Below are 15,883 nucleotides of genomic sequence, written 5' to 3' on the forward strand. Positions count from 1 at the left end.
TTTAGAGCTCAGTTCAGAGGTGTTAAAAACGTTGAATTCTTCCTCTTTAGATTGACTAATATTTTTGCCTAAAACACAACTTTTAGGTATGATCCACTTAAATTTAATAGCTAACTATAAGACCTAAAAAAACCTGATACTACAAGGCATCAGGCTTAATTTTGTAAAGGAATATATATTATAAAACGCTTACTTCTACTGCGTTTAACCCTTTTCTACCTTCTTTTAAATCGAATGTTACCTCGTCACCTTCACGAACTTCGTCGATTAATCCAGAGATGTGTACGAAATAATCTTGTTGTGTCTCGTTGTCAGTAATGAATCCAAAACCTTTAGATTCATTAAAAAATTTTACTGTACCTTTTTTCACTTTGTAATTGTAATAAATATTTAATAATAACAAACTTAGTGTTTAATAAATTAATTTTACAATTAAATCCTATTAATTTTAGTTCTAATAAAAATTGTAAAAGCAAAAAGCTCACCAAATGGTGAGCTTTTTGCTTAATTTATGTAGTATTTAAAAGACTATAATTTCTTTTTAATCTCTACTATATGGTATGATTCAATTACATCACCTATAGCAATATCGTTGTAGTTCTTAATCTGAACACCACAATCATATCCTTTAGTAACTTCTTTAACATCATCTTTAAATCGTTTCAATGCAGTTAACTCACCATCATGAACAACAATTCCGTCTCTAATAATACGTATTTTAGAATTTCTAGTAATCTTACCTTGAATTACCATACATCCTGCAATATTTCCTACTTTAGAAATCTTATAAACTTCTCTAATTTCTACGTTACCTAATACCTCTTCTTTAGTGTCTGGAGATAACATACCTTCCATCGCATCTTTTAAGTCATTAATAGCATCGTAAATAATAGAGTATGTTCTAATATCAACTTCTTCTGTATCTGCAACCATTCTTGCATTACCAGCAGGTCTAACATTAAATCCTACAATAATTGCATCAGAAGCAGAAGCTAATAATACATCAGATTCAGTAATAGCTCCAACACCTTTGTGTAATATATTTACTTGAATTTCTTCTGTAGATAATTTTTGGAAAGAATCTGTTAAAGCTTCTACAGATCCATCTACATCTCCTTTTAAGATAATATTCAATTCCTTGAAATCTCCTAAAGCAATACGACGACCAATTTCGTCTAATGTTAATGTTTTCTGAGTTCTTACAGATTGCTCACGTTGTAATTGAGAACGTTTAGATGCAATTTGTTTTGCTTCTCTTTCATCTTCAAATACATTAAACTTATCTCCCGCTTGTGGAGCTCCATCTAATCCTAATATAGATACTGGTGTTGATGGTGGTGCAAATTCTACATTTCTACCACGCTCATCAAACATAGCTCTTACCTTACCAGAGTGTTTACCTGCTAAAAGATAATCTCCAATTTTTAAAGTACCACCTTGTACCATAATAGTAGATACATAACCACGTCCTTTATCTAATTGTGCTTCTACAACAGTTCCTAATGCAGATTTATTTGGATTTGCTTTTAATTCTAAAATTTCAGATTCTAAAACAATTTTCTCTAATAAGTCTTCTACACCTAATCCTGTTTTAGCAGAAATTTCTTGACATTGATATTTTCCACCCCAGTCTTCTACTAACAAGTCCATGCTAGCTAACTGTTGTTTTACATTATCAGGATTTGCAGTTGGCTTATCAATTTTGTTTAAGGCAAACACTATTGGTACACCTGCTGCTTGTGCATGACTAATTGCTTCTTTTGTTTGAGGCATTACATCATCATCCGCTGCAATTACAATTACAACTAAATCGGTAACTTGAGCACCACGAGCACGCATTGCTGTAAAGGCCTCGTGACCCGGTGTATCTAAAAATGCAATTTTTTGACCTGTTTTAATCTTTACAGAATAAGCACCTATGTGCTGTGTAATTCCTCCTGATTCACCTGCTATTACATTTGCTTCACGAATATAATCTAGTAAAGATGTTTTACCATGATCTACGTGTCCCATAATGGTAACAATAGGAGCTCTATCAATTAAATCTTCGTCTTTATCTTCAACCTCAATAACTGACTCTTCAACCTCTGCACCAACAAACTCTACTTCGTAGTTAAATTCTTCTGCTACAATTTTGATCGTTTCAGCATCTAAACGTTGGTTCATTGTAACCATCATTCCTAACATCATACATGCCGAAATAATTTCAGTTACCTGAACATCCATCATGGTTGCAACTTCACTTACGGTAACAAATTCAGTTACTTTTAAGATTTTACTTTCTGCAGCCTCTTGTGCTTGTACGTTGTCAGCTTGTTGACGGTGTAAATCACGTTTTTCTCTACGGTATTTAGCACCCTTGTTCTTTTTAGATTTTCCTTGCAGTCTTTCTAAAGTTTCACGTACTTGTTTTTGTACTTCTTCATCCGTAGGCTCTTCTTTAGTAACAGGTGCAGAAAATCTTCCACCTCCTCTATTAGCAGGTCCTCTACGGTTTCCTGGTCCACCTCCTGGTCTGTTATTTCCTGGTCCTCCTGCTCTATTGTTAGGGTTTGGAGTTCCTGGTTTTACAATTCTCTTACGTTTCTTTTTAGCATCTGCACTATTTGCATTTGCTTTAGGATCTGGCTTCTTTTTCTTAGGTCTTTCAAATTGTTTTAAATCAATTTTAGTTCCCGTAAGTTTTGGTCCAGATAATTTTTGATATTGCGTTTTTAAAGCTTCTGGTTCTCCACCTTCTTCTGGTGATTTCCCTTCGTTTCCTTTAGGTTCAACTTTTTCAGCTTTTGGAGCTTCTTTTTGAACAACAGGTTTTGCTTCTTCTTGCTTTTTCTCCACTTTTGGAGCCTCAACAACTTTCTTTTCCTCTTTTACAACAGGTTTTGGTTTGGCTACAGGAATAGGAGCAGATTTTACAATTTTTAATCCTCCTAACTTAGGAGCACTAGCTTTGATAATTTCTGGTTCCTTAGGTGTTACCACCTCTGGAGCTTTTACTTCTTCTTTTGCTTTTGGAGGAGCTGGGGTTGGTTCAGGAGTAGCAGCTTTCACAACTTCTTTAGGCTTATTTAAATCTATTTTACCAACAGTTTTAACTTCAAGCTTTTCAGCTTTAGCCTTTAAGATTCTAGTTCTTTCTTCTTCTTCTTTACGCTTTTTTTCCTCTTGAGCTAAGCGTAGCTCTTCTTTTTCTTTACGCTTTTCTTCACCAACTTCTTTAGAAACGGCTTTCTTTTGCGCATCGGTTTGAAAACCATCTAACAAGATTTGATATTCTTGATTAGAGATTTTTGCAGTAGGACGTGCTTCGATTTCTATCCCTTTCGCTGAAAGGTGTTCTACCGCCCTATCTAACGATATGTTTAATTCTCGTAAAACTTTGTTAAGCCTTAATGTTTTGCTTACAGACATATATACTTTTTACTATTTTTTATTTAAGAAGATGTTTTGAAATACGGCTACTGACTACCCTATTTATCAAATTCTTCTTTTAATATACGTTGAACCTCCATTATGGTTTCTTCTTCCAAATCGGTTCTGCTCACTAATTCAGCCACATCTTTGTCTATAACACTTCTTGCAGTATCTAAACCAATGCTTTTGAACTCGTCAATAATCCATGCTTCTATTTCATCAGAAAACTCTGTCAATTCAACATCTTCATCGTCTTCTGCTCCTTCTCTTAACACGTCAATTTCGTAACCTGTTAATTGAGTTGCTAATCTAATATTTACTCCGTTTCTACCAATTGCTTTTGATACTTCTTCTGGACGTAAATATACTTCTGCTTTAGGTTTGTTATCACCTTCTGCTTCAAAAAGTTCCATTTTCACCACTTTAGCTGGGCTTAATGCTCTAGAAATGTATAATTGAGTGTTTTTTGTGTAATTCACCACATCAATATTTTCATTTCCTAATTCACGAACAATACCGTGAATTCTTGATCCTTTTATTCCCACACATGCTCCAACAGGGTCAATTCTATCATCGTAAGAATCTACTGCTACTTTTGCTTTTTCTCCTGGGATACGAGCTACTCCTTCTATAGTGATTAAACCATCAAATACTTCAGGAATTTCTTGTTCAAATAATTTTCTTAAGAACTCTGGAGAAGTTCTAGATAAAATGATAGCAGGTTTGTTTCCTCTTAACTCTACAGTTTTGATAATTCCTCTTACAGAATCTCCTTTTCTAAAGAAATCAGAACGAATTTGCTCACTCTTAGGTAATACAATTTCGTTTCCTTCATCATCTAATAAAATAACCGCATTGTGTTTAATGTGGTGTACTTCTGCTGAATAAATATCACCTTCTAGTTCTTTAAACTTTTTGTATAAGTTAGTACTATCGTGCTCATAAATTTTAGAGATTAAGTTTTGACGTAAAGCTAAAATTGCTCTACGACCTAATTGATGTAACTTAATTTCTTCTGAAACCTCTTCACCAACTTCAAAATCTGGTTCAATTTTTCTAGCTTCAGCCAATTCAATTTCTTCGTTATCGTCTTCCGAAAACCCATCTTCCACAACCACACGGTTACGCCATATTTCTAAATCCCCTTTATCTGGATTCACAATAATATCAAAATTATCATCAGAACCATATTTTCTCTTTAAAGCAGCTCTAAAAACTTCTTCTAAGATAGACATTAACATTACACGATCAATATTCTTGTCGTCTTTGAACTCTGAAAATGAATTGATTAAATCTATATTCTCCATTTAAATATTTTAACTAAATAATATTTTAACTTTTGTTTCCTTTATCTCGTTGTAAGTAAGAGTTGCAGTTTTAGCTACGGTTACTTTCCCTTTACCTACAGGTTTTGGCTCTCTTGCTTCCCAAGTTAACACAATGTTATCTTCGTTTACTTCTGCCAAAGTTCCTTCATATTTTTCTTCTGCGGTAACAACACTTACAATTCTACCTATATTTTTAACATATTGTCTTTTCATTACAATAGGCTTTGCAATATCTGGTGTAGCAACCTCTATACTGTAGTCTTCTTCTTCTCTGTCTAAGTCTCCTTCAACAAATCGACTAACGCGTATACATTCTTTTAAAGGGACTCCATTGTCACCATCTATAGTTACTGAAATTTTATTTTCAGCTCCTATGGTTAAATCAACTAAAAACAAAGAAGAATTTTCTTCTAATGCGTTATTAACTAATTTTTCAACCTTATTCTTGTCCATATATATGTATAAAAAGTGGGGCATTAAAGCCCCACTAATCCTTTTCAATTATTCCAACGCAAATATAAGAGTTTTTTCTTGATATACAAGAATATAGTCCCCAGTATTTTAAAACAAAACAATCCTACAAAGCTATTCAACTTAGTAGGATTGTTTTAACACCTATTTAGGAATTAGATTTCTACTTATTTTAAATCTAATTTCTTAGTATTTGAATAATCTTTACCTCTTATTGCCTCAAAACTAGCAATCATATCTTTTAAAACGTCAGGTTTAGACTTTGCCAAGTCATTTTCTTGTCCTAAATCTTCTTTTAAATTGTACAACTGAAAATCTTTTCCGTTCCCTAATTCAATATTTACTTTATCTGCTACTTTAGGTCCTTTGTAAGGTGGAATTAAAATCCAATCTCCTTTTCTTAAAGCTGTTCTTGTGTTTGCTTCAATAATTAAAGACTCTCTTCCTTTATCACTCTTACCTAAAAACGTATCTAATATATCTTGACTATCTGTGGTTTTTTCTTCCGAACCAATTAAAGTAGCTAAAGAAGCTAATAAATCCATTTGACAAACCAAAGCATCAGATACTTTTGGTTGAATGTGTCCTTTCCAATAAGTAATAAAAGGAACTCTTGTACCTGCTTCATACAAGCTGTACTTTCCTCCTCTTAATCCTCCTTTAGGATCGTGTAGATCTAAAGTTTCATCAGCACCATCATTATATCCATCATTTAAAACAGGACCGTTATCACTAGAGAATACAATTAATGTATTTTCTAAAATTCCTTCTTCTTCTAATGTTTTAATAAACTCACCAATTACCCAGTCAGCTTCTAAAATAACATCTCCTCTAGCTCCTAATCCAGATTTACCTACAAAACGTGGGTGTGGAGTTCTTGGCACATGTGGTTGTTGCATTGCATAGTATAAAAAGAAAGGACTCTTTTTGTGTTCTTTTACATAGGTTTTTGCTTTGGCTAAGAAATGATCTGCCATGTCTTCATCTTTCCATTTAGCAGCTTCACCACCTTTCATGTATCCAATACGTGGAATTCCGTTTACAATACTACTATTGTGTCCGTGGTGCCACATCATTTTTAACATTTCTGGATTGTCTACTCCTGTAGGTTGTCCTTCGAAATTTTCTTTGTAATTAATTTCAATAGGATCGTTTGGATCTAAACCAACTACATCGCCATTTTCTATATATACAGTAGGAACTCTATCTTGAGTTGCAGCCATAATGTAAGAAGACTCAAAACCAACTTCGTTTGGTCCTGGAGAAATATGCTTGTTCCAATCTGTATGTCCATCTCCTAATCCTAAATGCCATTTTCCAACAATACCTGTTTGGTATCCTTGGGCTTTGAACATTTTTGGTAATGTTTGTTGTGTAGTAGATATTAATAGAGGTGCTGTACCTGGTAAAATTCTAGCATCTTTGTTTTTCCAAGGATATACACCTGTTAACAAAGCAAATCTACTTGGTGTACATGTTGCAGATGATGCATAACCGTTAGTGAATTGTACTCCACCAGCTGCTAATTTATCTATATTAGGAGTTTCTAAACCTTTTCCTCCGTAAGCACTAACGTCTCCATAACCTAAATCGTCTAAATAAATAACGACTACGTTTGGTTTTGTTACTGTTTCTGATTTACTTTCTTTTTCTCCTTTAGATTTGCACGAAATAGTGCTACCTATAGCTAATACGACCAAACTAGATAAAAGGACTCTTCTTATATTCATATTTTTGTATTTAAGTTTTTTTTCGAGTTCGAATTTAACAAATTATCAACTATGTTATACTATAATTTACCTAGACTTTAACATGACATTTATTAATTATCAACTTTAATGCTTGTAATTTGATTTATTTAATTACCTAAACTTTAATTTAGAAATAGATTTATCTTTCTTTAAGATTATACCTGCCTTTCCTTTGTATTTATTTTTCTTAAAAACAATGTTTTTTGAACTCTTAACCGTTACCACAGGATTTTCTGGATGTAACATTTTAAAAGTTCCAGAATTGGTAATTGTATTTTTAGAAAATGTTAATCCATCCGTATTGGCTATTTCTAAAATTAAATTGTCAAACTGGTTGAATGTATTATTCGTAATGCTAATATTTTTAAACGCAATATTTTCATTATCGTCATCAGTAACAAAACGAATTACTCCTCTGTTTTGTCCACTATGTGTACAATCTTGAAAAACATTGTTTTCTATAACAATATTAGCTCCATTTCCAGATTCATACCAATGTCCACTTTCTACAGGAATTAAAATGGCTTCCATTTCTGTACTAAAAAAGTTATTTCTTACAATAGTATTTACTGGATTAGAAATTAACAATCCTCTTGCACGGTTATTACTTATAGTACAATTTTCTACCAACAAATCTGGATAGGCATCTAAATTTTCTATTAAATCTCCAGCTTTTACTTCTGTAGGTAATTCTTCATTAAAAGTAATAATTTGGTATCGTCCGTTAATAAACTGTACTTCTTTAATAGTTAACTTATTGTATGGAAAAAAAGAATCACTCAACCTTACCAAACCAATAACATCTCCTTTTTTTCCTATTTGAAAACCTTGTTGTTGTGAATGTCCCATTCTAACTCCAATACGATTTCCATCTAATACATCTACAATTTTTTGATACGTTCCATGAACATTCATAGCATCATCTAATTGATTTTGGAACGTAGAGTTTTTCAATACCACTTTACCTCTACATCCTACAAAATGCGTAGCATCTGCTGTCGTAGAAACCATTCTTCCTCTAGAGGGAGTAATGTTAAAATTATCTAAAATTAAGTCCGAAGAATTTTCTGCAATAATTCCCATTCCACCAGCATGATGAATATTTACATTGGTTCCGTTAAACCCATCAGTATTGGTAACTCTAAAAGCAGGTGCTAATCTGTTAAAAGATTGATCTCCTTTAGCGGTTAAAATCATTCCTACAGGAGGTAATTTTTTTCTATGATTAAAAACTCTTACCAAACCTGGCTTTAATTCTTTTACCACCAAATTATTTTCTCTACCGTAATCTTTAAACAACTTACCTCTATGGTCTACTTCGTACTTATACTTAATATTGTCTAAATTTCTAGAAATAGTATTCTTTTTAACTGCCGTTAAACTTGTATAACTTTCGGTATCAAACATAATGGCTTTTCTAACTGGATCGTACAATATGGTCTGCCCCAAATCATGCTCATAATATTCTTTGATAAAAACCAATTTATTATTTCTTATTTCATAAGGATATTCCTCTGAAATAGTCATGTCAAACGTTTTGTTCTTTTCATCAACGGCTACGATTGTTGTTTCACTATGAAAAGGAACTTCCCAATCTACAGATACATTTTTTACGGTAATGTTCTTAGAATTATCAATTAAAAAAGGAACCATTTTTCCATGAAAAATAAAAGTAGATCCTTGCCCGTCTATTGTAAGATTTTTAAAATCAAAAACAGGAAAAGCTGTTCTTACCATTACATCATCATGATTAGAGATGTAACAAAATTTTTCTAATCCTTTGTCTGAATAAAAGTGATACGTTCCTTTTTCAAACTTTAATTTATTTGCTTTAGTTTTATCTAAACTTAGTACTTTTTGCAACACAGCAGGAGTCGCATCCTCTGCTATATTGGTTTTAAACAAATAGCTTGTTTCTGGATTTGTATTTGCAAATGAACTTATAAAACAAAACATAAGTAGCAATAAAGTACTACTTATGTTTTTAAAATGTAACTGATTGTATTTTTTCATCTTTATAAAATATGAGTATTTGTTTTGTATTTACAAAGTTTAACTATCTACAGGTTTATTTGATACAAGTCCGTAAATGAAATGTATCTGCCCGTAAAAAATTGCTTTATTCAACATATTCTATAGCTCTTGACACTTAATTTACCTTAAAAGTAAACTCCTTTGTAAACTTACCTGACTTTGCTGTTACAACAACATTTCCAATGTTAGCACCTAATTGTAATACTCCTGTGGCAATTCCAGCTTCGGCATTTATCCTTCCAACATTCTTTAAAACAGCATTCTCATTACTATTAAAAGTTACTTGTTTATTATATTCAGGAACAATAGTTCCATTTTTATCAATAGCAGCTACATACACAAACACAATATCATTTACACCTGCTTGTGGTTGTTTTCCAGATTCATCTATCCAAACTTTTAAACCTACAACTTCTTCAGGAGTAATTACTTTTGTCTCGGCAACAATTTTTCCTTTTACTGTTCCTACAGCTTTTAAAGTTCCTGTAACAAAGTTTTTCATTTTAAAAGTAAATGGAGGATGCTTTAAATTGGTAGAATTTTTATCTGTATCTGGCTTTTGTGTTCCGATTAATTCATCATTTAAATACAAACTAACCTCATCACAATTGCTATAGACTTTAACATCTAAAGGAGATTTCTCATTCCAATAAGAAGCTATTTTTAACACTTCTCCTTCGGATACATCTCTTTGACTTTGATAAAAGTAATATGCAAATTTTGGAAGTCTAAAAATGTCCATAATTCCTGATTTCTCAATATCTGGATGATAGCCTCTATTATAATCATACATTACCCAATAACTATCTGAATAAGCTTTGGTATTTAAATTATCGTTATGAGATTCTTGTACATTGTACGCTTGTCTTAACATTCTTTCTTCACCATCTGCTCTAGACTGACGACTGCTGTATTCATCTCTAACATTATTTGGTAATTGATCTTGATTTAATCCTGCATTTTTAGAATAATACTCCCAATCTCCATATTCTGAAACCGAATAAGGTTGATTAGCTTTTAATTCATGCGGATGTAAAATTCTATGTTGACGAGCTTGTAAATAAATATCATACACATCATCCATCCAACCACAAGAGTACACGTTTTTACCAGGATATTCTGTATGAACAATTTCATGTAATTTTTCCATAAAGAAAATTGGCATTTGCGTTTCGTTTAAAGAAACTTCCCAAGCCAACACGCACGGATGATTACGATCTCTACGAATTAATTGTGTTGCCGATGTGTAACAATAATTTCTAAAAGCATCATTATCACCATAGTATTGCCATCCCATTATAGCATCAATAACTACAATACCTAACTCATTACAGGCTTGCATAAATGCAGGTGATTGTGGATAGTGAGACAAACGAATGTAATTACATCCTGCATCTTTAATTTTTTTAGCATCTCTATACTGAGCATTGTCTGACAAAGCATAACCTATAAAAGGATATTCTTGATGACGATTCATTCCTCTTAAAAACGTTTTTACTCCATTTATATATAGTTGATTGTCCTTAAACACAAACTCTCTAATTCCAATTTGGTTAGATTCCGTATCTATTACAATACCATTTTTAACAACCTTAGTTTCTAAGGTATATAAATTAGGTGCTGATGGAGACCATAATTTTGCGTTTTTAATAATCATATTAGTTTCATCATCTAAATCAGTTTCCTTAGGAACTACAGTTTTAGCTGACGTTTCTTCTGCTATTATTTTTCCATTAAACAATACTGTATTTACTATTTGAATAGTTGCATCTTCATTACCTTGATTTACAACATTTGTTTTAACCTTAATAACAGATTCAGATTCTGAAACTTTAGGATAAGTAACAAAAACTCCACCTCCTGCTACTTTGTTAGCAATAGCTGCATGAGAAATATGAACATTGTCTTTAACTAGCATCCAAGCATTTCTATACAAACCTCCAAACATATTAAAATCTAAACGTTTTAAGGGTTTAGGTCCTGTAACCAAATTGTCTGTATTATCTAATCTAACAGCAATTAAATTAGTTGCTCCTTTCTTTACATGTTTTGTAACATCTAACACAACGGGTAAAAAACCTCCTTGATGCTCTTTTACAAACTTTCCATTAATGTAAATTTTAGAGTAATTCATCGCTCCTTCAAACTCCAAATAAATTTTCTTATCAGCAGCTACATTTGGAACATTTAAATCTTTTCTGTACCAACAGATTCCTTGCCATTGATTGTTTACTACTAAAGGTTCTACATTAGAAGTATGAGGCAATACTACGTTTTCCCAATCTGCATCTGAATACTCAACAGCTTCCCATCCTTTTTCTGATGCATTTTCTTTTGCTAAACGCTTAAATTTCCAATTAGAGTTAATACTTATTTTACCCTGTACATTCTCTTTTTGTGTACAAGATTGTAACAAACCTATAGCAACACTTAAAACAGCTATAATACATTTATTCTTTAGCTTCATTTCTCTTATTTTTTACTTTTATGTGCTTTTTTATACAAACCTGTAACTCTTTTGTATCCTATTTCTTCTCCTGCCAACATTCTTTTGTAATCTTCTGGCAATTCTTTTTTCATCCACTCTACTACCTCTGGACCTTTGGTAATAATAGGTTCATAAACATTGCTTACAGGTTCCATTTCTTTATCAAAACACTTGGTTTCTTTACGTAATTTTTTAAGGATTTTAGCATACTTAGGATTGGTTGCCAAGTTGTGTAACTGATAAGGATCCTTTTTTAAATTATACAGTTCCTCTTTAGGTTTCGTTGGTTCAAAAAACGGTTTTTGAGCATCGTTTAATTTTCCTTCTTTGTATAACTCTCTCATTACATGTACAGCTGGTCTGTAAAATTCTAAATAAGCCTGATGTGCATCGTAAGGAATTTCTGGTTTGTCATTTCTTATGTATGACCAATCACCAGAAGTAACTGCTCTTGATTTCTCTTCTATCTCATCCCACAAATCACGAGCACCATAGACATATTCTCTGTTAAATTTTTTGCTAAAAATGGGCTGACCTGTCATGTATTCAGGAACTTTAACTCCTGCATAATCAATAATAGTTGCCGTAATATCTGTAGAAGAAACTACTTTATTACTAACTTGATTTGCTTTAATATTCTTTGGGTAGTGAATTAACAATGGAATTCTTAGTCCTGGATCTTGTAAATATCCTTTTCCTCTAATATTACAACGACCATTATCTCCAATAAAAATAACGATTGTATTATCTGCCATTCCTTTTTCTTCTAATTCTTTAAAAATCATTCCCACCTCATGATCCATATACTCTATTTGGTCTAAATATTTAGCCCAATCTAATCTAACAGCAGGATGATCTGCCATATACGGAGGCATATTTACTGTTTTAGGATTTACTGGATGTTTAGATTGTTCTCTTACATCGTTCCACCAAGGACCTCTATGAGTAACAACGCATTGAATTTGTGCAAAGAAAGGTTGATCTTCTTTTTCAAAAGTATCATACTTATCAAACAATCCAAATTTGGTTTTACCGTCCCATTCTCCAAGAGGTTCATGTTTAAAATTCACATCAATTTTTCTCCCTTTATTCATCACTCCATGATGCCCCAAAATAGTCGTATATCCAGCATCTCTCAACAATTTAGTAAAAGGTGTAAACTGATTATCTAGAGGTACATTTCTGTTACTTCGGTGATTATGGGTATTTGTTTTTACTTGATGTGTTCCTATCATCATAGATGATCTACTTGGTGAACAAATAGGATTGGTAACAAAAGCATTGTTAAAACGAATTCCTTCTGATGCCATTTTATTTAGATTAGGAGTTTTTACATCTGGCAAACCATAGCATTCCAAATCAGTACTCATATCTTCTGCCATAATCCAGATGATATTTGGTTTTTCTGATGTGCTTTTTTGAGCAAATATTAAGTTTACACTCAGTAATAGTGCACTACATAGAATTATTTTTTTCATAATTGAATGATACATATTTAAAACTCACAAAAGCGATTTTTAATATAAATCGCTTTTGTGAGTTTTCTAATTATTGTTATTTATTTTTTAAAAACTCCTCCTGAAAAAGGAAAATGAGGATTTACGTTACTTTCTCTTTTTAAAATTGCATTGGCTTTAGCTACCAATTCTGGATTCTCTTTAGAAACATCTGTAGTTTCGTACAAGTCTTTACTTAAATTGTACAATTCTGTATGATAATTATCTCCATAACGAACCGCTTTCCAATTCCCCATTCTAATAGCTTGTCTAAACCCTTTTACAGATGGTCCTTCTTGAATTTCCCAGTATAAAAATTCATGCTTTTGTTTTTGTTCTTTTCCTAACAAATGAGGTAAAAAAGAAATTCCATCAACATGATCTGGAGCTTTTGTTTTTGCAACGTCTGCTAATGTTGGCATAATATCATAAAACGCTGCTTGAAAATCTGTAGTTGATCCTTCTTTTATTTTATTTTTCCAGTAGGCAATTAAAGGAACTCTTACACCTCCTTCGTACACATCTCTTTTGTATCCTCTTAGATCACCCGAGCTATTAAAAAATTTATAATCGTGATGATTTTCTGCCGTTGGGCCATTATCACTAGAAATTAAGATTAAGGTATTTTCTAACTCACCTCTTTCTTCTAATTTGTCAAACAATCTTTTAATTTGCTCATCTAACATGGTAATTCTGGCAGCATGTCTTCTTTCTATTTCTGGCCACTCTTCAGTTTTATCGGCATACAAATTGTTTTTACTTAAAAAGAACTCATGTGCATGTGGTGTTCTATAAGACATATACAAAAAGAAAGGTTTCTTTTCTGATTTTTTTTCTAAATAATCTAAAGCAAAATTAGTTCTAAACTCATCTAAACATTTATAATTATTATAATTGTAAAAAATAGAATCTTGATTATTGTTTACCCAATGTACTCTTTCATCAATTTCTTTTCCATTCTTATCTTCTCCCCATTGTTCTTGCACAGCATAATCAAACCCTCTTCCTTTTGCCCAAGTAGAAGTATCTTCTGGAACTCCTAAATGCCATTTTCCAATCATTGCAGTTTGGTAACCTGCATCTTGTAATACTTCTCCAATGGTAAGTTCTTCTTTTTGTAAAGGTACTCTATCCCAGGTTCCATTTATAGCTCCTTTATTTCCTCTAATACTTAAATGACCTGTATGTTTACCTGTCATTAAAACTGCTCTAGAAGGAGAACAAACAGAAGTTCCTGCATAAAAATCAGTAAATCTCATCCCTTTTTTAGCTATACCATCTAAAAACGGAGTTTTAATTACTTTTTGACCATATGAACCTAATTCTCCATAACCTAAATCATCTGCCAATAAAATAATAATATTAGGTTTATCTAATTGTTTTTTAACAAACTTCTTCTTGTCTTGTTGTGTTCCACAAGAAAACAACCCGATTAAGAAACCTAATGCTATTGCTGATTTTATACTTTTCATATTCTTATTCTTTTAACTGATAAGGTCCAAAAGCAGGTACTGCCTTTTTTTCCCATTTTGCCAAATCTCTTTTTAATTTTTTCTCTATTTTTAATCCACTACCTATCAAATCATGAGATTCACTTTTATCTGTTTTGACATTGTATAATTGATATTTTCCTGAATGATACTTGATAATTTTCCAATCTCCACGAATAATAGATGTATACTGATCTTCGTAACTTCTAAATCCAAATAAGTTTCTTTCTTTAATGTTTTCTCCTTTTAACAAAGGCATTAAACTAACTCCTTGAATATCTTTATTCTTGTATTTTTTTCCTGATGCAATTTCCATAAGAGTAGGGAATACATCAATAGATTGCACGGGTACAAAAGATTCTGTATTTGCTTTTGTAATTCCAGGATATTTAATCATAAACGGAACACGTGCTCCACCTTCTGCCAAAGTATCTCCACCTTTTTTACCACCTCTTAAAGGATCGTTTGTATAAGCTCCTCCTTGATCTGATAATACAATAATTACCGTATTGTCTGCAATTCCTTTTTCTTCTAATGCTTGTCTTACTTTTCCTACAGATTCATCCATTGCCTCTACCATAGCATGGTGATCTGCATACTTACCCTCTATTCCTCTTGCTTTATATTTTTCTAACAAATCTTTTCTACCTACAGAAGGACCGTGTACCGAGTAGTACCAAAACGTTAACATAAACGGTTGTTTTTTATTGTAACCGCTAATAAAATCAACAGCACCATCTGTTAACACATCAGTTAAATAATCTCCTTTTTTGTAACCTTTCATAAATCCTTTTGGATCTGCTGCAGGATTAAAAAACGGATAATAGTAACTTTTAGGATGTCCTGCATCTGTTACTCCAAATTCACTATCAAATCCCTGATCTATAGGGTAACGACCCGTATGTCCTAAGTGCCATTTTCCTATAAAGTGATTGTAATACCCATACTCTTTAATTTTTTCTGCATAAGTGGTTTCTGCCAACGGCAAATAATTTAAAGACGGCATTTGTACAGGATCTGTTTCCCATGTTCCATACTTTGCATCTGGATTTTTAGGATCTAAAGAAATATGTCTTACCATTTGTAAACGAACAGCTTCTTTTCCTGTTAATAAAGACAATCTACTAGGACTACATGTTGGGGTAGGAATGTAAGCCCTTTGAAAATCTAAACTTTCTTTTTTTAACTGATCTAGGTTTGGTGTTTCAAAAGAACTGTTTCTATACCCAATATCTGCCCAACCATAATCGTCTACAAACAATAATACGATGTTGGGTTTTTCTTGTGAAAAAACCTGAAACGAAATAATCAAGGCTAAAAAAAACGAGATACTATTTTTCATTTATTCTGAATATTTTATGAATTAACTAAAACAAAACTAACCAAAAAAGGATTTTAGAATGTCTCTTTC

General features: G+C 32.3%; 10 protein-coding genes. All 10 read right to left on the reverse strand.

From position 1 onward, the window contains the following. Nucleotides 1-178: 178 nt before the first annotated feature. Nucleotides 179-370: a cold-shock protein gene (locus tag GGR97_RS11450; protein WP_167898661.1), complete on the reverse strand. Its 192-nt coding sequence runs from the start codon at nt 368-370 to the stop codon at nt 179-181. A 158-nt stretch (nt 371-528) separates the two neighbouring features. Further along, a complete protein-coding gene (infB, locus tag GGR97_RS11455; RefSeq protein WP_167898662.1) occupies nt 529-3,411 on the reverse strand; it encodes a translation initiation factor IF-2 in 2,883 nt (960 codons plus the stop codon). A 59-nt stretch (nt 3,412-3,470) separates the two neighbouring features. Then, entirely contained in the window at nt 3,471-4,721 is a 1,251-nt protein-coding gene (gene nusA, locus GGR97_RS11460) for a transcription termination factor NusA (protein WP_167898663.1), read from the reverse strand. A gap of 9 nt (nt 4,722-4,730) precedes the next feature. After that, nucleotides 4,731-5,195 carry a ribosome assembly cofactor RimP gene (gene rimP, locus GGR97_RS11465; RefSeq protein WP_167898664.1) on the reverse strand — a complete coding sequence of 155 codons (465 nt, stop codon included), beginning with the start codon at nt 5,193-5,195 and terminating at the stop codon, nt 4,731-4,733. Between the two features lie 185 nt (nt 5,196-5,380). Beyond that, complete coding sequence (locus GGR97_RS11470) at nt 5,381-6,943, reverse strand: sulfatase family protein (protein WP_167898665.1); 1,563 nt, start codon at nt 6,941-6,943, stop codon at nt 5,381-5,383. Between the two features lie 132 nt (nt 6,944-7,075). Next, nucleotides 7,076-8,977 (reverse strand): right-handed parallel beta-helix repeat-containing protein, encoded by a 1,902-nt coding sequence (locus GGR97_RS11475; protein WP_209272372.1) that lies wholly within the window; start codon nt 8,975-8,977, stop codon nt 7,076-7,078. 136 nt (nt 8,978-9,113) lie between these two features. Continuing rightward, entirely contained in the window at nt 9,114-11,465 is a 2,352-nt protein-coding gene (locus tag GGR97_RS11480; protein ID WP_167898666.1) for a glycoside hydrolase family 2 protein, read from the reverse strand. A gap of 5 nt (nt 11,466-11,470) precedes the next feature. After that, nucleotides 11,471-12,964 carry a sulfatase family protein gene (locus GGR97_RS11485; RefSeq protein ID WP_167898667.1) on the reverse strand — a complete coding sequence of 498 codons (1,494 nt, stop codon included), beginning with the start codon at nt 12,962-12,964 and terminating at the stop codon, nt 11,471-11,473. 80 nt (nt 12,965-13,044) lie between these two features. Then, the gene (locus GGR97_RS11490) at nt 13,045-14,454 is read right to left on the reverse strand and encodes an arylsulfatase (RefSeq protein WP_167898668.1); all 1,410 of its coding nucleotides are present in this window, start codon (nt 14,452-14,454) and stop codon (nt 13,045-13,047) included. 4 nt (nt 14,455-14,458) lie between these two features. After that, entirely contained in the window at nt 14,459-15,814 is a 1,356-nt protein-coding gene (locus GGR97_RS11495; protein WP_167898669.1) for a sulfatase, read from the reverse strand. Nucleotides 15,815-15,883: the final 69 nt, after the last annotated feature.

Source organism: Wenyingzhuangia aestuarii, from assembly GCF_011927765.1.
Lineage (GTDB): Bacteria > Bacteroidota > Bacteroidia > Flavobacteriales > Flavobacteriaceae > Wenyingzhuangia > Wenyingzhuangia aestuarii.